Annotated in this window: 15 protein-coding genes and 1 pseudogene; 4 read left to right on the top strand and 12 right to left on the bottom strand. The window is 59.4% G+C overall.

All coding sequences use genetic code 11. The features are described from left to right. Positions 1 to 184: 184 nt before the first annotated feature. The 8 genes from fdhA to KW848_RS25035 form a co-directional block, all read right to left on the bottom strand. A complete protein-coding gene (gene fdhA, locus KW848_RS25070; protein WP_111448543.1) occupies positions 185 to 1,384 on the bottom strand; it encodes a formaldehyde dehydrogenase, glutathione-independent in 1,200 nt (399 codons plus the stop codon). A gap of 205 nt (positions 1,385 to 1,589) precedes the next feature. Then, positions 1,590 to 2,447, bottom strand: a complete 858-nt coding sequence (purU, locus tag KW848_RS25065) for a formyltetrahydrofolate deformylase (RefSeq protein ID WP_111448542.1) — start codon at positions 2,445 to 2,447, stop codon at positions 1,590 to 1,592. A gap of 228 nt (positions 2,448 to 2,675) precedes the next feature. Further along, a complete protein-coding gene (locus tag KW848_RS25060) occupies positions 2,676 to 3,308 on the bottom strand; it encodes a sarcosine oxidase subunit gamma (RefSeq protein WP_218538411.1) in 633 nt (210 codons plus the stop codon). Between the two features lie 175 nt (positions 3,309 to 3,483). Next, positions 3,484 to 6,501 (bottom strand): sarcosine oxidase subunit alpha, encoded by a 3,018-nt coding sequence (locus KW848_RS25055; RefSeq protein ID WP_218538410.1) that lies wholly within the window; start codon positions 6,499 to 6,501, stop codon positions 3,484 to 3,486. Beyond that, the gene (locus KW848_RS25050) at positions 6,498 to 6,827 is read right to left on the bottom strand and encodes a sarcosine oxidase subunit delta (protein ID WP_046818244.1); all 330 of its coding nucleotides are present in this window, start codon (positions 6,825 to 6,827) and stop codon (positions 6,498 to 6,500) included. The genes KW848_RS25055 and KW848_RS25050 overlap by 4 nt, the downstream gene beginning before the upstream one ends. A gap of 14 nt (positions 6,828 to 6,841) precedes the next feature. Beyond that, positions 6,842 to 8,092 (bottom strand): sarcosine oxidase subunit beta, encoded by a 1,251-nt coding sequence (locus KW848_RS25045; RefSeq protein WP_007947735.1) that lies wholly within the window; start codon positions 8,090 to 8,092, stop codon positions 6,842 to 6,844. A gap of 23 nt (positions 8,093 to 8,115) precedes the next feature. Then, entirely contained in the window at positions 8,116 to 9,369 is a 1,254-nt protein-coding gene (gene glyA, locus KW848_RS25040; RefSeq protein WP_074871495.1) for a serine hydroxymethyltransferase, read from the bottom strand. Positions 9,370 to 9,654: 285 nt separating this feature from the next. Next, positions 9,655 to 10,371 (bottom strand): TraX family protein, encoded by a 717-nt coding sequence (locus KW848_RS25035; RefSeq protein WP_218538409.1) that lies wholly within the window; start codon positions 10,369 to 10,371, stop codon positions 9,655 to 9,657. A gap of 133 nt (positions 10,372 to 10,504) precedes the next feature. Between KW848_RS25035 and KW848_RS25030 the strand changes: the two genes are divergently transcribed. The 3 genes and pseudogenes from KW848_RS25030 (at position 10,505) to KW848_RS25025 (ending at position 12,599) form a co-directional block, all read left to right on the top strand. Continuing rightward, positions 10,505 to 11,545: a low specificity L-threonine aldolase gene (locus KW848_RS25030; RefSeq protein ID WP_111448537.1), complete on the top strand. Its 1,041-nt coding sequence runs from the start codon at positions 10,505 to 10,507 to the stop codon at positions 11,543 to 11,545. Positions 11,546 to 11,568: 23 nt separating this feature from the next. After that, positions 11,569 to 11,664, top strand: a pseudogene (locus KW848_RS32265) (metal ABC transporter ATP-binding protein); the annotation flags it as partial. Positions 11,665 to 11,774: 110 nt separating this feature from the next. Next, complete coding sequence (locus KW848_RS25025; RefSeq protein ID WP_218538408.1) at positions 11,775 to 12,599, top strand: NAD(P)-dependent oxidoreductase; 825 nt, start codon at positions 11,775 to 11,777, stop codon at positions 12,597 to 12,599. A 105-nt stretch (positions 12,600 to 12,704) separates the two neighbouring features. On the opposite strand, the gene gbcB is transcribed toward KW848_RS25025, so the two are convergent. Then, positions 12,705 to 13,805, bottom strand: a complete 1,101-nt coding sequence (gene gbcB, locus KW848_RS25020; RefSeq protein ID WP_111448535.1) for a glycine-betaine demethylase subunit GbcB — start codon at positions 13,803 to 13,805, stop codon at positions 12,705 to 12,707. A gap of 281 nt (positions 13,806 to 14,086) precedes the next feature. Between gbcB and gbcA the strand changes: the two genes are divergently transcribed. Beyond that, positions 14,087 to 15,382: a glycine-betaine demethylase subunit GbcA gene (gene gbcA / locus KW848_RS25015; protein WP_218538407.1), complete on the top strand. Its 1,296-nt coding sequence runs from the start codon at positions 14,087 to 14,089 to the stop codon at positions 15,380 to 15,382. Between the two features lie 775 nt (positions 15,383 to 16,157). Here the strand turns inward: gbcA and KW848_RS25010 are convergent. The 3 genes from KW848_RS25010 to KW848_RS25000 all read right to left on the bottom strand — a co-directional run bounded on the left by KW848_RS25010 (position 16,158) and on the right by KW848_RS25000 (position 18,908). Further along, a complete protein-coding gene (locus KW848_RS25010; RefSeq protein ID WP_218538406.1) occupies positions 16,158 to 17,339 on the bottom strand; it encodes a retropepsin-like aspartic protease in 1,182 nt (393 codons plus the stop codon). Positions 17,340 to 17,433: 94 nt separating this feature from the next. Continuing rightward, the gene (locus KW848_RS25005) at positions 17,434 to 18,000 is read right to left on the bottom strand and encodes a GNAT family N-acetyltransferase (RefSeq protein WP_192409232.1); all 567 of its coding nucleotides are present in this window, start codon (positions 17,998 to 18,000) and stop codon (positions 17,434 to 17,436) included. 137 nt (positions 18,001 to 18,137) lie between these two features. Continuing rightward, complete coding sequence (locus KW848_RS25000) at positions 18,138 to 18,908, bottom strand: electron transfer flavoprotein subunit beta (RefSeq protein ID WP_111448533.1); 771 nt, start codon at positions 18,906 to 18,908, stop codon at positions 18,138 to 18,140. Positions 18,909 to 18,910: the final 2 nt, after the last annotated feature.

Genomic DNA, 18,910 nt, shown 5'->3' with positions numbered 1-18,910 from the left:
ATGAAAACCGCCCGGCAATGGGCGGCGGAAAATCGTGGTTTGGACTGGCATCCCGGGGGATTGTTCCCAGGTTTGGCAAGCTCCTGACGAACAGTCGAAAAAGAATTGACCGAGCGTGAGAACGATCATTCCAGCCATAAAAAACGGCGACCCGAGGGTCGCCGTTTTTGTTTTGCGTGAAGCCTTACGCTGCGCTGAACAGTTTGTGCGGATCGATCACAAACTTCTTCGGCACGCCCGCATCGAACTCGCCATAACCACGTGGCGCGTCGTCTAGGTTGATCACCTCAACACCCACGATGTCGGCAATGTGGATACGGTCCCACATGATCGCCTGCATCAGTTGGCGGTTGTACTTCATCACTGGCGTTTGACCCGTGTGGAAGCTGTGGGATTTGGCCCAGCCCAGACCGAAGCGGATGCTCAGGCTGCCCATCTTCGCGGCGGCGTCGACTGCTCCCGGATCTTCAGTCACGTACAGGCCCGGGATACCGATTTTGCCAGCCACCCGAACCACGCCCATCAGCGAGTTGAGCACGGTGGCCGGAGCCTCGTGTTTCACGCCGTCATGGCCGTGACCACGCGCTTCGAAGCCCACGGCGTCGACGGCGCAATCCACTTCAGGCTCGCCCAGCAACGCAGCGATCTGTTCGTGCAGCGGGGTGTCCAGGGACAGGTCGGCGATTTCAAAACCTTGAGCCTTGGCATGCGCCAGGCGGACGGTGTTGACGTCACCGATGATCACCACGGCCGCGCCCAACAGGCGAGCGGAAGCGGCAGCGGCCAGACCGACAGGACCGGCACCAGCGATGTACACAGTGCTGCCCGGGCCAACGCCCGCCGTCACTGCGCCGTGGTAACCGGTCGGCAGGATGTCGGAGAGGCAGGTCAGGTCACGGATTTTTTCCATGGCCTTGTCGCGGTCAGGCAGTTTGAGCAGGTTGAAGTCGGCATACGGCACCATCGCGTATTCAGCCTGACCGCCGGTCCAGTCGCCCATGTCGACATAACCGTAAGCACCGCCCGGACGCGCCGGGTTAACACTCAGACAGACACCGGTGTGCATCTCTTTGCAGGAACGGCAGCGCCCGCAAGCGACGTTGAACGGGACGGACACCAGGTCGCCGATCTGCAGGTTCTCGACGTCGCTGCCCTTCTCGATCACTTCACCGGTGATTTCGTGACCCAGTACCAGGCCGGTTTGAGCGGTTGTACGACCGCGCACCATGTGCTGGTCGGAACCACAGATGTTGGTGGACACGACACGCAGGATGACAGCGTGATTAATCTTCCTGCCGCGCGGGTCCTGCATTTTCGGATAGTCGATTTTCTGTACTTCGACTTTGCCATTGCCGAGATACACCACACCACGATTGCCAGACATGCTTTCACCTCGCTGTTGTTTTTATGTAACGGGCGCGTCGCCATGGATCGGCGGCGCGTTGATTGCTCGGGTTATTGCCTGTGTGTCTTGTGTTGTCTGTTATGGCCTCATCGCTGGCAGGCCAGCTCCCACAGTGACTCGGGTGAGCACAGGATTTGTGAACAACCCAAAACCCTGTGGGAGCTAGCCTGCTAGCGATGGCGATCTAAAGAACGACGGTGCGATTGGCGTTCAAAAACACCCGTCGTTCAATGTGATAACCAACGGCCCGGGCCAGGGTCAGCCCTTCGATATCCCGCCCCTTGGCGATCAAATCTTCCGGGTAATGACTGTGGTCCACCGCCTCCACGCCCTGGGCAATGATCGGGCCTTCGTCCAGGTCGTTGTTGATGTAGTGCGCCGTGGCGCCGACCAGTTTCACGCCCTTGTTGTAAGCCTGGTGATAGGGCTTGGCGCCCTTGAAACCCGGCAGCAGGGAGTGATGGATGTTGATCGCCTTGCCGTCGAGTTTGCGGCACAGTTCTGGCGACAGGACTTGCATGTAGCGGGCAAGGATCACCAGTTCGGCGCCGGACTCTTCGATCACCTGCCAGACCTGACGCTCTTGCGACGGTTTGTCGTTCGGGTCCAGCGGGAAGTGGTAGTACGGAATCTGATGCCAGTCCGCCAACGGCTTGAGGTCCGGGTGGTTGGAGACCACGGCGGCCACGTCCATCGAGAGTTGGCCGATGCGCTGGCGGTAGAGCAAATCGTTGAGGCAGTGATCGGCTTTGGAAACCATGATCACCACTTTCGGGCGGTAGTTCGGCGGCGTCAGTTCGAAGATCATGCCGAAGGCTTTACCACGCTCTTCGAGACCGGCGCGGAAGGCTTGTTCGTCGAAGCCGTCGGGCTGGCGGAATTCCACGCGAATGAAGAAACGGCCCGAAAGCCGGTCATCGAAGGAATGGTGCTCAGTGACGTAGCAGCCCTGCTCGAACAGAAAGCGGGTCACCGCATCCACGGTGCCGAGGACGCTTGGGCAGTCGGCGGTCAGAATCCATGTGTCTGGGGCGCGGCTCATAGTGCGGTGACTCCTGTTCGAAAATACCTGCACAATTTCTAGGCTGTGCAGGATCCTGTGGCGAGGGGATTTATCCCCGTTGGGTTGCGAAGCAGCCCCAGAACCAGCAAGCGCGGTGTATCAGGTGTATCGCGTGCAATGGTTTACGACTGCTTCGCAGCCGAACGGGGCGGTGCGACGTTTCGCTAAATCCCCTCGCCACAAAAGCAGTCTTGACATACCACTGGGTCAGGCCTGGACGCTCAGCCCGTATTCAGCGGCCGCATCCTGCAACCACAACCACCAGTAATCCGAGAAACTGCGACGAATCAGCAGTTCCCAGGTGTCTTCAGCGGTATGGCGGATCACCAGTTGCGATTTGGCAAACACGGTGCCCACAGCCTTGCCCACCGGGAAGTTGTTGGGGTGTACGTCATAGCTGGTGGACTTCATCAGCACCTGGCGCACGTTCGGGCCGCTCAGTTCGAGGAGCTGCTGGCCGCCACTGACGTTGGTGATCGCGATGTGCAGGTCGCCCAGCGCTTCACGCAGTTTCTTCTCGGCGGCGAATTCTTCACCGGTCGGCACGATCAGCAGCCATTCATCCGGCCCCATCCATTGCAGGCTGGTTTCGCCTTTGACGACGACGGTCAGCGCGCTCGGCAATTCGATACCGAGGGCTTTGTGCACACCGGCAGCGAACGCAGCATCGTGGCCATCGCCACGAATGGTCAGGTGGCCGAGGAGTTTTTTCTCACGCACGATCACGCCGGCGCTTTTGCGGCCCTTGCCCACCAGGCTGGCGAGGTCGGCGTGATGCAGCGACGACTCGGCCTTGGCCCCAGTGGTTGGGCGTTGTTGGTAAACATTGGCTGCGGTCATAAAGCACCTGTTCCTGAATTCTGTTGTGCGGTTGGTCTCAACCCTTGTGGTGACCGGGCTGCCGTCTTCGCGAGCAAGCCCGCTCCCACCTTTCGACCGCGGTCCCCTGTGGGAGCGGGCTTGCTCGCGAATGGGCCGACTCGGTGTCATTGCCCACCCACAAGATCTAGGGCCGTTAGATGTTCTGGCGATCGCCTTTCGGATCGAAGAACACCGAAGAAACGATTTCCGCCTCGATCACGCTGCCATCGGCCAGCGGTGCGAACACACGCTCACCCATGCGCTTCAAGCCGCCCTTGACCACACCCATGGCAAACGAATAGCCCAGGGAGTTGTGCAAGTAGCTGGAGGTCACGTGACCAACCATGGTCATCGGGATCGCCTGCTTGGTGTTGAACACCAGTTGCGCCCCTTCCGGCAGCCATTTGGTCGGATCGATCGGCTTCAGACCGACCAACTGTTTGCGTTGATCACGCACGCAGTCTTCGCGGTTCATGCCACGCTGGCCAATCCACGAGAACGGTTTGGTGCGACCGACACACCAGCCCATGTTCAGGTCATCCGGGGTCATCGAGCTGTCAGTGTCCTGACCTACGATGATGAAGCCCTTCTCGGCCCGCAGCACGTGCATGGTTTCGGTGCCGTACGGGGTCAGGTTGTACTTCTTCCCGGCCTCGACGATTTTTTCCAGAACGCCCATGGCGTAGTCGGCCTGAACGTTGACTTCGTACGACAGTTCACCGGTAAACGAAATCCGGAACACCCGCGCCGGCACACCGCCGACCAGACCTTCTTTCCAGGTCATGAACGGGAAGGCTTCGTTGCTCAGGTCGATGTCGGTGACTTCGCTGAGCAGCTTGCGGCTGTTCGGCCCGGACAGGGTCATGGTTGCCCAGTGATCCGTCACGGACGTGAAGTACACCTTCAGGTCTGGCCATTCGGTCTGGTGGTAGATTTCCAGCCATTGCAGCACGCGTGCAGCGCCGCCGGTGGTGGTGGTCATCACGAAATGGTTGTCGGCCAGGCATGCAGTCACGCCGTCGTCGAACACCATGCCGTCTTCTTTGCACATCAGGCCGTAGCGAGCCTTGCCCACGTCGAGCTTGGTCCAGGCGTTGGTGTAGATGCGGTTGAGGAACTCACGGGAATCCGGGCCCTGGATGTCGATTTTGCCCAGGGTCGAAGCGTCCAGCAGGCCGACGCTGTCGCGCACGGCTTTGCACTCGCGCTTCACGGCGGTGTGCAGGTCTTCACCGTTTTTCGGGAAGTACCACGGACGCTTCCATTGACCGACGTCTTCGAACTCGGCGCCGTTCTTCACGTGCCAGTGATGCAGCGCAGTGAAACGCACCGGCTCGAAGATGTGCCCACAGTGACGGCCGGCCACGGCGCCAAATGTTACCGGCGTGTAGTTCGGACGGAACATGGTGGTGCCCATCTGCGGGATGGTCACGTTCAGCGAACGGGCGGCGATGGCCAGACCGTTGACGTTGCCGAGCTTGCCCTGGTCAGTACCGAAGCCCAGTGCGGTGTAGCGCTTGACGTGCTCGACCGACTCGAAGCCTTCACGGGTCGCCAGCTCGATGGCGGCAGCGGTAACGTCGTTCTGCAGGTCGACGAATTGCTTCGGCGCACGGGCAGTGGCTTTTTCGTGAGGCACCTGGAACAGCGCCAGCGTCGGCTCTTCCAGACGGCTCAGGGCTTTGGGCAGTACGCCTTCGACCTTGCCGAAACCGGCTTCGCTGGCGGCGCGAGCGCCACCTTCAAAACCATCGGCCAGGGAATCGCCGAGGCCGTAGACGCCATTGATGCCACCGACGCACACGCGTCTTTGCGGTGCTTCGCCCGGTACGAAACCGAGGATGTCTTCACGCCAGATCGGCTTGCCGCCCAAGTGCGATGCCAGGTGAACCACCGGGCTGTAACCGCCGGAGCTGGCGACCAGGTCGCAATCGAGCCACTCGCCCGGGCTGGTCACGGTGTGCGCTTTTACATCGATCGCGGCAACGCGAGCGGCGGTCACGTGCTTACTGCCACGGGCCTCGATCACGGCGCTGCCGGTCAGGATGCGGATGCCTTTGGCGCGTGCTTCTTCCACCAGCGCACCGCGCGGATTGCTGCGGGCATCGGCGATGGCGACGACTTGCAGACTGGCGTCGAGCCAATCCAGTGCAACACGGTAGGCGTGATCGTTGTTGGTCGACAGCACCAGTTTTTTGCCCGGTGCCACGCCGTAACGACGCACGTAAGTCGACACAGCGCCGGCGAGCATGTTGCCCGGCACGTCGTTGTTGCCGTAAACCAGTGGACGCTCGTGAGCGCCGGTCGCCAGCACTACACGCTTGGCGCGAACGCGGTGGATGCGCTGACGGACCTGGCCAATCGGAGCGCGGTCGCCGAGGTGATCGGTCAGGCGCTCGTGAATGGTCAGGAAGTTGTGGTCGTGGTAACCATTGACCGTGGCGCGCGGCAACAGCAGCACGTCCGGGGTGTTTTTCAGCTCGGCGATGACGCTGGCGACCCACTCGGTGGCAGGCTTGCCGTCGAGGCTTTCACGGGAATCGAGCAGGCTGCCGCCGAACTCTTCCTGCTCATCGGCGAGAATCACACGGGCACCGCTGCGAGCAGCCGCCAGTGCAGCGGCCAGGCCAGCCGGGCCACCGCCGACGATCAGCACGTCGCAGTGCTGGTTCATGTAGTCGTAGGTGTCCGGATCGTTCTCGGTCGGCGAACGGCCAAGACCGGCGGCCTTACGAATGTACTTCTCGTAAGTCATCCAGAACGATTGCGGGTACATGAAGGTTTTGTAGTAGAAGCCCGGCGGCATCAGCTTGCCGCCGACCTTGCCGAGAATCCCCATCATGTCGTTGTTCACGCTCGGCCAGCCGTTGGTGCTGGTGGCGACCAAACCTTGATACAGCGCTTGTTGCGTGGCGCGTACGTTCGGGATCTGTGTGGCTTCAGTCGCGCCGATTTGCAGCACGGCGTTTGGTTCTTCGGCGCCAGCGGCAAAGATGCCGCGCGGACGGGAATACTTGAAGCTGCGACCGATGATGTCGACACCGTTGGCCAGCAAGGCCGCGGCCAGGGAATCGCCTTCAAAGCCTTTGTAGGTCTGGCCGTTGAAAGTGAAGCTCAGCACTTTGTTGCGGTCGATCCGTCCGCCGTTGGACAGGCGATTGATCTGGCTCATACCTTCTCTCCCAGAGCCGTGGCGGCCGCTTTCGGGCTATCGGTCTTGTCGGTGAATTGTGGCTTGGTGCCGATCTTGTAAGTTTCGAGAATCTCGTAGGTCACGGTGTCACGGGTGGCGTTGAAGTACTGACGGCAACCGGCGACGTGATCCCACAGCTCGTGGTGCAGACCGCGAGGGTTGTCGCGGAAGAACATGTAGTCGCCCCACTCCTCGTCGGTGCAGCTGTTCGGGTCCAGTGGGCGCGGGATGTGCGCCTGGCCGGATGCGTGGAATTCCTCTTCGGAGCGCAGTTCGCCGCAGTGAGGACAGAAGATATGCAACATGGGGATTTCTCCTGTTAGTGGGCAACCGCAGCAGCGCCGTGTTCATCGATCAACGCACCGTTGTGGAAACGGTCGATGGAGAAAGGTGCAGCCAATGGGTGCATTTCACCCTTGGCCAGACTCGCGGCAAACACGTTGCCCGAGCCAGGTGTTGCCTTGAAGCCACCGGTGCCCCAACCGCAGTTGAAGAACATGTTCGGGACCGGGGTTTTCGAGATGATCGGGCAAGCGTCCGGCGTGGTGTCGACGATGCCGCCCCACTGACGGTTCATGCGTACGCGGGACAATACCGGGAACATCTCGACGATGGCCTGAATGGTGTGCTCGATCACCGGGTACGAACCACGTTGGCCGTAGCCGTTGTAGCCGTCGATACCGGCGCCGATCACCAGGTCGCCCTTGTCGGACTGGCTGATGTAACCGTGTACGGCGTTGGACATGATCACGCTGTCGATAATCGGCTTGATCGGCTCGGACACCAGCGCTTGCAGCGGGTGGGATTCGATCGGCAGACGGAAACCGGCGAGTTTGGCCATGTGCCCGGAGTTACCGGCGGTCACCACACCGACGCGCTTGGCGCCGATGAAGCCTTTGTTGGTTTCAACACCGATGCACACACCGTTTTCCTTGCGGAAACCGATCACTTCGGTCTGTTGAATCAAGTCCACACCCAAGGCGTCGGCCGCACGGGCAAAGCCCCAGGCCACGGCATCATGACGGGCCACGCCGCCGCGACGCTGGACGGTTGCGCCCATCACCGGGTAGCGAGTGTTTTTTGAGCAGTCGAGATACGGAATCTCGTCGGCTACTTGTTTGGCATCGAGCAGTTCGCCGTCTACGCCGTTGAGGCGGTTGGCGCTGACCCGACGCTCGGAATCACGGATGTCCTGCAGGGTGTGGCACAGGTTGTAAACGCCGCGCTGGGAGAACATCACGTTGTAGTTCAGGTCCTGGGACAGGCCTTCCCACAATTTCATCGCGTGTTCGTACAGGTGCGCCGACTCGTCCCACAGGTAGTTGGAGCGAACGATGGTGGTGTTGCGCGCGGTGTTACCGCCGCCCAGCCAGCCTTTCTCGACCACGGCCACGTTGGTGATGCCGTGCTCTTTGGCCAGGTAGTAGGCGGTCGCCAGACCATGCCCGCCACCGCCGACGATGACCACGTCATAGACCTTTTTAGGGGTCGGCGTGCGCCACATTTTCTGCCAGTTTTCGTGATGGCTGAGGGAGTGTTTGAAGAGGCCGAAGCCCGAGTAGCGTTGCATAGTCATTTACTCCAAAACCGCGCTCAGCGATAAACCGGGAAGTCCGCGCACAAGGCCGAAACATGCTGCGCAACATTGGCTTCGACGTCGGCGTCGCCGAGGTTGTCGAGGATGTCGCAGATCCAGCCGGCCAACTCAACGCACTGGGTAACCTTGAAGCCGCGAGTGGTCACCGCCGGGGTGCCGATGCGCAGGCCGGAGGTCACGAACGGCGACTGTGGATCGTTCGGGACAGCGTTCTTGTTCACGGTGATGTGGGCGCGACCGAGTGCTGCATCCGCGTCTTTGCCGGTGAGGCCCTGACGGATCAGGCTGACCAGGAACAGGTGGTTATCGGTACCGCCGGACACTACATCGTAGCCGCGTTTGATAAATACGCCGGCCATGGCCTGGGCGTTGTCGATAACTTGTTGCTGATAGGCCTTGAAACCAGGCTCCAGTGCTTCCTTGAAGCACACCGCTTTGCCAGCAATGACATGCATCAGCGGGCCGCCCTGTGCGCCGGGGAATACCGCAGCGTTGAGCTTTTTCTCGATCTCTTCGTTGGACTTGGCCAGGATCAACCCGCCACGTGGACCGCGCAGGGTCTTGTGGGTGGTGGTGGTGACCACGTCAGCGTACGGCAGCGGATTCGGGTACAGACCAGCGGCGACCAGACCGGCCACGTGAGCCATGTCGACGAACAGCAGCGCACCGACCTTGTCGGCAATCTGCCGGAAACGCGGGAAGTCGAGGGTCTTGGAGTAAGCCGAGAACCCGGCGACGATCATTTTCGGCTTGCACTCGACGGCCAGACGTTCGACTTCGTCGTAGTCGATCAACCCGGTCTTGGTGTCGATGCCGTACTGCACGGCGTTGTAGAGCTTGCCCGAGGACGACACTTTCGCGCCGTGGGTCAAGTGACCGCCGTGAGCCAGGCTCATGCCGAGAATGGTGTCGCCCGGCTGGATCAGCGCCAGGTAAACGGCGCTGTTGGCGGAAGAACCGGAGTGCGGCTGCACGTTGGCGTAGTCGGCACCGAACAATTGCTTGGCGCGTTCGATGGCCAGCGCTTCAACTTTATCGACGTGCTCACAGCCACCGTAGTAGCGCTTGCCCGGATAACCTTCGGCGTATTTGTTGGTCAGGCCGCTGCCTTGCGCTTCCATCACGCGCTTGCTGGTGTAGTTCTCGGACGCGATCAGCTCGATGTGATCTTCCTGGCGTTGCTCCTCGGCATTCATCGCCGCCAGCAGTGCATCGTCGTAACCCTGGATCTGGTCTTGCTTGCTGAACATCGCGTCTCTCCCAGCGGCATCTATGCGCCATTCGTCTCGGTAAGGCACTGGTGTTTCGACAGTGCCCTTTGAATGCGATGGTATGACCGGCGCAGACAGGCCAAATGCCTACGGACGCCACGCAAAGGTGCGTTTACGACATGGCGGGAAATGGCTGGCCGGACACAAGCCTTGAAGTAGCCAGAATCCCCTGTGGGAGCGGGCTTGCTCGCGAATGCGCCGGGCCAGTCAGCATCAGTGTCGGATGACAAACCGCATTCGCGAGCAAGCCCGCTCCCACAGGGGTCAGGTGATGACCTGACGTATTGCGAGCAACAGCAGGAAATGCGCGGGATAGAGCGCATACGCCCACCGGCGCATCGGCGGTGGCTGGAAGCCTTTTGCATGTCGCAACAAGAGCAGCCCCAGCAATGGCGCAATCAGACAAGCGGCGATGCCGAGGATGGCTTCAATATTGTGAAACTGCGCGGAGGAATACAGCACTGGCCACTGATTGGCCGCCAGGCACACCAGCCCCGGCAACAGGCTGAAGTACCAGGGACGTCCGATCACCAGCAACATCGCCAGCGGCAACAGTACCCCGAAGAAGCCGAACATCAGTCGCGGCGCAAACAGCGCCGCCAGCAGCAAGGCGCCTGCCGCCAACAGTCGCGTTTGCAGGGCTCGGTCCTGCCAGCCACGGGCCACCAGCAATCCCAGCGCCAACGTGGGCAGCACGTTCAAGGTGTCGGGATCAGGAATGTACATCCTGTAGGGAATTTCGCTGATGGCGCTAAACAGCAGCAACCACCCCAGATAACGCCACTGGCCCTCGGTCGTCACCACGCGGGCCCGCGCCAGGTTTGCGGCCATCGCCAGACAGAACCACGGGAACGCCAACCGTCCCGGTATATACAGCAGATCGACGGAATACCCGACATATCGCAGGTGATCGAGCACCATGCTCAGCAGCGCCAGCCACTTGAGCAGATCCAGTGCCCCATCCCTTTGCGTCATGTGCATAATTGCCCGTCGTCTTTGGATTTTTCTGTCAGACGCATCGCGTGTGCTCCCCGGATGATCTTCGGTAAAGTGCGCACCATCATTGACCACGAGGCTCTTCACCATAAGCGTCTCGACCACGGAAAGCAGGGCCATGACTGATAAGAGCCAACAATTCGCCAGCGACAACTATTCCGGTATCTGCCCTGAAGCCTGGGCTGCCATGGAACAGGCCAACCACGGCCACCAACGCGCCTATGGCGACGACGAATGGACCGCACGTGCGTCCGACGATTTCCGCAAACTGTTCGAAACCGACTGCGAAGTGTTCTTCGCCTTCAACGGCACCGCGGCCAACTCCCTGGCCCTGTCGTCGCTATGCCAGAGTTACCACAGCGTGATCTGCTCGGAAACCGCCCACGTCGAAACCGACGAATGCGGCGCGCCGGAATTCTTTTCCAATGGTTCCAAGCTCCTCATCGCCCGCACTGAAAACGGCAAACTGACCCCGGAATCGATCCGCGAAATCGCGCTCAAGCGCCAGGACATCCACTACCCGAAACCGCGCGTAGTCACCCTGACCCAGGCGACCGAAGTCGGCAGCGTCTACACCCCGGAAGAAATCCGCGCCATCAGCGCCACCTGCAAAGAACTCGGCTTGAACCTGCACATGGACGGCGCGCGCTTCTCCAACGCTTGCGCTTTCCTTGGCTGCACGCCGGCAGATTTGACCTGGAAGGCCGGCGTCGACGTGTTGTGCTTCGGCGGCACGAAAAACGGCATGGCGGTGGGCGAAGCGATTCTGTTCTTCAACCACAAACTGGCTGAAGACTTCGATTACCGCTGCAAACAGGCCGGTCAACTGGCCTCGAAGATGCGTTTCCTGTCGGCGCCGTGGGTCGGGATTCTGGAAAACGACGCCTGGCTCAAATACGCCAAACACGCCAACCACTGCGCGCAGCTGCTGGCTGAACTGGTCAGCGATATTCCTGGCGTGGAACTGATGTTCCCGGTGCAGGCTAACGGTGTGTTCCTGCAACTCTCGGAACCGGCCATCGCCGCACTGACGGCCAAGGGCTGGCGCTTCTACACCTTCATCGGCAACGGCGGCGCACGCTTCATGTGCTCGTGGGACACCGAAGAAGAACGCGTACGCGAATTGGCGGCGGATATTCGCGAAGTCATGTCCCGCTAACCTCCGAGATGAAATGAAACCCTGTGGGAGCGGGCTTGCTCGCGAAGGCGTCAGGTCATTCAACACCTATGTTGAATGACACACCGCATTCGCGAGCAAGCCCGCTCCCACAAGGATCGCGTCTTTCAGCTCCTGACTGACTGGCCTTTAGGCACGCACTCTCACCGCAAATTACTTGGTCTACATTGAGTGGCGAGTCGGTCAGATAACAATAATCAGGAGCGCACGCATGTCATTGAAAGGCAAAACCCTGTTCATTACCGGCGCCAGCCGCGGGATTGGTCGTGAGATCGCGCTGCGGGCTGCGCACGACGGCGCCAACATTGTGATTGCCGCGAAAAGCGCCGAGCCGCACCCCAAGTTGCCTGGCACGATTTTCAGCGTGGCCGCGGAAGTCGAAGCCGCGGGCGGCAAGGCGTTGGCCTTGCAGGTGGATGTGCGTGATGAAGTCGCGGTGCGTGAGGCGCTGACCAAGGCCAACGAGCATTTCGGCGGCATTGATGCGCTGATCAACAATGCCGGGGCGATCAAGTTGACCGGGGTTCAACACATCGAACTCAAGCGCTTCGACCTGATGCACCAGATCAACACCCGCGCCGTGCTCCTGTGCAGTCAGGCTGCCCTGCCCTATCTGAAAAAAACCAATGGTCACATTCTTAACCTGTCGCCACCGCTGAACCTGGCGACGAAATGGTTTGCCCAGTACAGTCCCTACACGGTGACCAAGTACGGCATGAGCATGCTGACCCTGGGCATGAGTGAGGAATTTTCCAGTTACGGAATCAGCGTCAATTCCCTGTGGCCGCAGACGATGATTGCCACCGCTGCCATCGAATTTCAGCTCGGGTCACGCGAGTCGTTCAAGCATGCGCGCACGCCGGCAATTATGGCGGACGCTGCTTACGCGATTCTGAGCAGCAGTGGTCGCCGCGTCACCGGTCGGTTGCTGATTGATGAGGAGATTTTGCGGGAGCATGGCGTGACCGAATTCGATCACTACCGCTTTGAGCCCGGCACCAACGACAAGCTGATGCCAGACCTGTTTGTGGACTGAAATAGCAACCCTTGTGGGAGCGGGCTTGCTCGCGAAAGCGGTGTGTCAGGCGACATCAATGTTGACTGTGCCGCCGTCTTCGCGAGCAAGCCCGCTCCCACAGGTTTAGAACTCGATGCGCACGTCGCCCTTCGGCACGCTGCAGCACGAAAGAATGAACCCTTCCGCTTCGTCTTCCTCGGTGATCCCGCCGTTGTGGTCCATTTCGACCTCGCCACCCAGCTTCATCACCTTGCACGTCCCGCAGATCCCCATCCCGCAAGCCTTCGGAATCAACAAACCAAGCTTGGCAGCCGCCGCATGCACGGTTTCACCCGGTGCAACACGAATGCTTTTCCCGGAAGCGGTGAATTCCACCTGGTGCAGGTCTGCGATGTCGATGTCCGGTGCATCCGCGGCGATTTCGGCTTGCTCCACCGCATCGGCACGGGCTTCCGCTGGCGTAGCGCCGAAGGATTCCTCGTGATAACGCGCCATGTCAAAGCCGACCGCTTCGAGCATGCGCTTGACCGCATTCATATACGGCGTCGGGCCGCAGCAGAAGACTTCGCGCTCCATGAAGTCCGGCGCCATCAGCTCGAGCATCTTGTGGTTCAGGTACCCGCGATAACCGGCCCACGGCTCGCCCAGACCATGCTTCTCGCAGATCAGGTGCAGGCTGAAGTTATCGATCCGCGACGCCATATGTTCCAGCTCGCGGTGGTAAATGATGTCTTTGGGCGAACGGGCGCTGTGGATAAACACCATGTCGACGTTGCCGTTGGTGTCGTAGAACCAGCGCGCCATCGACATGACCGGTGTGATACCGACGCCACCGCTGAGGTACAGCACCTTCGGCGCGGGGAAGTCCATGGCATTGAACAACCCGACCGGCCCGTGCACCGCCAGCTCCTGGCCTTCGTGCAGGGTGTCGTGCAGCCAGTTCGACACTTTGCCGCCCGGCACACGCTTGATGGTCACCGAAAAGCTGTACGGCACCGACGGCGAGCTGGAAATGGTGTAGGAGCGCATGATCGGCACCCCTTCGATTTCCAGCTCCAGGGTGACAAACTGCCCCGGTTTAAAGAAGAACAGGATTGGCTGGTCAGCCATAAAGCAGAAGGTGCGCACATCCCAGGTTTCCTGGATGACTTTGACGCAACGGACGATGTGTCGACCATTGGCCCAGGTCTGGGTGGTTACCGGATTCAGGAAGCTGTTGGACATGCTGTTCTCCACCGCCGATGGTCGGCCTTATGTTGGCGATTCTGCGTAACGTGCGAACCACCCATTTACCTATCTGCGACATTCACATACTTATCGCGACCAGCCCACATCTACCGGGGGTTGCGCGTCGGGAACAGATTGGGCCATGTCGCCCATGGATAAGGTTCTGGCTAGCGCCGGCCCCACACTCGCTCCATACCAAGACACAACCTTTACACCTTGCGTAGCAAACCTGATCAGCCACTTTCGCCGGCCACGCAGATGGCCTTGAGGATTAAATGATGGACGTCACCACTACCCTGAGCCTGGGCGATCCGCTGGAACCCGCACGCAAGGCCACCGCACAGATGCTGCAAGAGCGCGAGCGCACTTTCTCGCTGCCGCAGCCGTTTTACTCTGACGAGCGGCTGTTTGATATCGACATGCAGGAAATCTTTCAGAAAGAGTGGTTGATCGCCGGCATGACCTGCGAAATCCCGACCAAGGGCAACTACCTGACCCTGCAAGTCGGCAAGAACCCGATCATCGTGATTCGCGGCGCAGACGGCATAGTCCATGCGTTCCACAACGTTTGCCGTCACCGCGGTTCACGGCTGTGCACCAGTGAAAAAGGCAAGGTCGCCAAACTGGTCTGCCACTACCACCAGTGGACCTACGAGCTGGACGGCCGCCTGCTGTTCGCCGGTACCGAAATGGGCGCCGACTTCGACATGAAGCAGTACGGCCTCAAACCGGTAAACGTGAAAACCGCTGGCGGCTACATCTTCATCAGCCTGTCGGAGAACCCGCCAGCCATTGATGACTTCCTGTCGACACTGAACCATTACATGGAACCGTACGACATGGAGAACACCAAGGTGGCGATTACCACCACCTTGATGGAAAAGGCCAACTGGAAACTGGTGCTGGAAAACAACCGCGAGTGCTACCACTGCAACGCGTCGCACCCGGAACTGCTGAAAACCCTGCTGGAATGGGACGACGTCACCGACCCGCGTGCCGACCAGGCCTTCAAGGACCATGTCGCGGCCTCCGCCGCTGCCTGGGAAGCCGAGAAGATCCCTTACGCCCACGCCAGCTTCGGCCTGCGTAACCGCATCGTGCGCATGCCGCTGCTCAAGGGCACCGTGTCGATGACCCTGGACGGCAAACAAGGCTGCGCCAAACTCATGGGCCGGATCAAAAACCCGGACCTGGGCTCGATGCGTATCCTGCACCTGCCGCACTCCTGGAACCACTGCATGGGCGACCACATCATCGTGTTCACCGTGTGGCCGATCAGCGCGCAGGAAACCATGGTCACCACCAAGTGGATCGTCCACAAGGACGCGGTCGAAGGCGTGGACTACGACGTGGAGCGCATGCGCCAGGTCTGGGATGCGACCAACGACCAGGACCGTCGCCTGGCCGAAGAGAACCAGCGCGGGATCAACTCCACGGCTTACCAGCCAGGCCCTTACTCCAAGACCTATGAGTTTGGCGTGGTGAATTTTGTGGATTGGTACAGCGAGCGGTTGCTGAACAACCTTGGGGCAGAGCCTGCTCCATACCTTAAAGGTGTGCCGGTTCAGGGCTAACCTCAAAAGCTTCGCGAGCAAGCCCGCTCCCACAAGGGATCTTCAGTGCGTCATAGATCCAGTGTGGGAGCGGGCTTGCTCGCGAAAGCGCCCTCCCAGTCACTGCATCCCTCTCCCGCGAAACCCTCTCCCCCTATAGAACTGTACGAAATATGATCTATTACGTTCAGGCCTATACACCACATGGCTCCCAGCCTTTAGCAAACAAGTTATCCACACCTCCACCCACAGCTATTGGGGACAAGTGTGGATTTCGTGGAAACTTTCTCCACAGAAACTGAAGAAAATCCGTGACTTATCCAGAAGCAGGGTTTTGAACAACGATTGGTTGTTTTTTGATCTAAAGCTTGAAAGGCACGTTATACGTGGCTTGCAGAGGATGGCGAACACCTTATCCACAGAAGCGCCAACAGACTTTGGGGGCAACTTGGGCGGATCTGTGGAAAACCGCTGGAAGCCGCGATAAATCGGGGTTTGCGCGAGGTTTACCGGCTTAAAACGATGATTTGATCGCTTTTTGATCAGCCGCCTGATAGGCCCGTTTTATATGGCCTGTAGAGGACAGCAAACATCTTATCCACAGATGCGCTAACAGAGATTGGGGGCAAGTATTGGCTTGCGTACAAAGTTATCCTCTGGAAAAAGCCTGAAAAAACCGCAAGTTAGGCTGGTTGTTTTTTGTACGAAGGGTTGCAGGGCCTGGTTTGTATGGGGTGTAGCGATGGGCGAACACGTTATCCACAGAAGCACTAACAGGGATTGTGGGTAACCATGATCAGGTCCTGTTGAAACACGACCATCCCGAGTCGATATCCAGATTCAACTCATAATCATTGAATGCACCCCACCCAAGCAAAAGCGAAGGCACGTACTGACCCAGCAATAACGACGCAGGAATCGTAAAGTCCGGGTAGTAGTTGTAGGTGATCGATTGGATATGGCCCGACAGGCTCAATTCACCCTTGAAGGTTTGGGGACGAGGTTCATCGGTAACATGAATGGGTGAGTTGCCCGGCGAGGACGATGTCAGGTAATCGACATTGCCGGTGTCGATAATCACCGGTGTGGCCCGACGATCCAGGCGTGCGGCAATGGTCAGTCGTTGATTAATGTCCATGCGCGCGTAGCTAATTGGCGAATCGCATCGCGCGGGAGGTTCGGCGTTAACCTCCAGTGTCTTTTTGGTGACCTTCAAACGCCCCAACTTACCGATCAGATCAAGCCCCAGTAAGTTTTCCCGGTCGCTGACAAACACCAGGACGTTTCTGAACTCGCTTGTACCTATCGTTAAAGACTCAAAGATCCCGAGTTGGGCAGACAGGTCACGTTCGCCATAAAACGTGCTGTAGCCATAGTGAGAGTCGGTTAACAACCTGATGCCCATCAGCTTCGCGGTGTCGTTGTTGACCCGCGTTTGCGGTGCGCCGGTGTCCAGAATGAAGCGCGACGAGACACCATTGGCCGCTTTGACATCGAGGTAGGGCAGCACATCGTCAGAGACGTGACTGTCGCTGGCGTAAGGATGAATCGCCAGCACCTCGTGTCGCTTGGTTCTTGTCACCGAAAAATCGCCGAGCCTGCGCAGGGTCGCGAGGGATTCGCTGCCGAACATGGAGAACATCGCGTTGAGCTCAGGGTCATTCGCGATTGCCTGAGCATGACGACGCTTGATCGCCAGATAGTACTCGGGGATCAGGTTTGCGGTTTTGGCCTCGAACATTCGGGAGAAAACGGACACTGAACAATTCAGGTTCTTTTCAGTATCCAGCACCTTGTCGCATTGCTGTTTCATCTGCGCCAGGGAGGCTTTTTGCCCCTGTTCAGACTCCAGCCATTTGTAAAAATCCGGATCTTCCTTTCTGGTATCCGCTATCGAACGCGTGGTTACCACCAGAAAAAACACAACAAGCATCACGCCACAGATCAGACAGGTCTCACGTCGACTGACCGCTCCCATGTTCAACCCATTCTTGAAAACGAGTGTGAGGAATTAGCGCTGCTGCCACCCCGCCCTGCTCATGGAAAGCCAGCTCATAGAAAAATGTAGCTCATCAGGGCCGATACATCAGATAGGCCTCACCCGTGACCCGAATCATCGGATGGGGCGTGATCTGGCAGGTATCGACGATACGAAAGCCATGTCGCTCGTAAAACCGGCGGGCGCCGGTGTTCACCGCGTAGTCGATCAGGCTCAAGCCATTGAGCCCTAGCTGGTTGGCACGGTCGTAAGCGTAGGCGAGGAATTGCTTGCCCAGGCCCTGGTTTCGCCAGCCTTCATGCAGCGCGAGGCTGGAGATGTAGAGGGTGTCGGGGATTTCCATTTTGGCGTACGGCGCCAGGACTGGATCGGTCACTGGAGGCGCCAGTGGGTCGTGACGCATCACGTAGCTGTGCATCATGCCGATGACTTCACCCTCGGCCTGCGCAATCACGCAGTTTTGGTAAGAGAAATCGACGTCTTCACGGGCGTAGCGACTGGCCCCGACATCCAGCAAATCCTGACCGGGTTGTGCCAGTTGGCTCCAGATGTAATCTGCAGCGCCCTCTGAAGAAATCTGAAACAAGCGAGCAATCTCCCGCGCATCCGCGCGCAGGGCCGAACGAAATTCAACGGTCATTTGTTATTCCTTGTGGGAGCGGGCTTGCTCCGGGCGGCGATCCGACGAAAGCGGTGTGTCAGACAACATCAATGTCGACTGAACCGCCCTCTTCGCGAGCAAGCCCGCTCCCACATTAGATCTGTATTGGGTATTCGTTAGCGGACCACGCCTTCTTCGATCAGCAACTTGAGGATCGCCTCGGCACCTGCTTGCGCAGTCACGCCTTTAAGCACCTGCCCGCCGCCACCGCTGGCCTTGGCCGTCGCGGCTTTCATCCGGTCCGCGCCGCTCTTGGCCTTGATCACCTTCAAGCGTTTAGGCCGTGGCTTGGCCGGTTGCAGCGTGGCGACCGCCAGCAGTGCGTCGTCGATCACTTCGACTTCATCCGCCTGCAACACCCCGCGTCGAGCCGGGCCATAGGCGCTCTGCCGAGGTTTCGGCGCAGCGTTATCCACAGTTGCGAGGAACGGCAGCCGCACTTTCAACCGACGGCGCTGACCGCGAGGCAAGGCTTGCAGCACCAGCGCTGAATTGCCGTCGATGGATTCAACTTGAGCCAGCCCGACTACCAATGGCCAGCCCAGGCTTTCCGCCAGCAGGAACGGCAACATGCCCGAGCCTTCACCGGTTTCCGCCTGGCTGCCGGTCAGCACGACCTGCGCCCCGGCATCACGCAAATACGCAGTCAATGCCGGCAGCGCATCGGCGCCTTCCGGTTGCTCCAGCACATGCAGCTGTTCCAGGCCCATGCCCAAATAGGCACGCAATGCGGGTTCCGCGACGTCACCGGCATGCAGCACTTGCAGGTTATCCCCAGCCAATTGCAGGCCCAGCTCCACCGCCCGCGCATCCTGCTCCGCGCGACGTGGCCGGCCGGAGGTCGGGTGGGCGCCGATGGACACCAGGCTGATGATTTTCGTGCTCATAA

This window comes from Pseudomonas sp. PDM25, from assembly GCF_019219045.1.
GTDB lineage: Bacteria > Pseudomonadota > Gammaproteobacteria > Pseudomonadales > Pseudomonadaceae > Aquipseudomonas.
The sequence above is the reverse complement of the archived record's forward strand: the minus strand, read 5'-3'. Positions and strand labels throughout refer to the sequence as shown.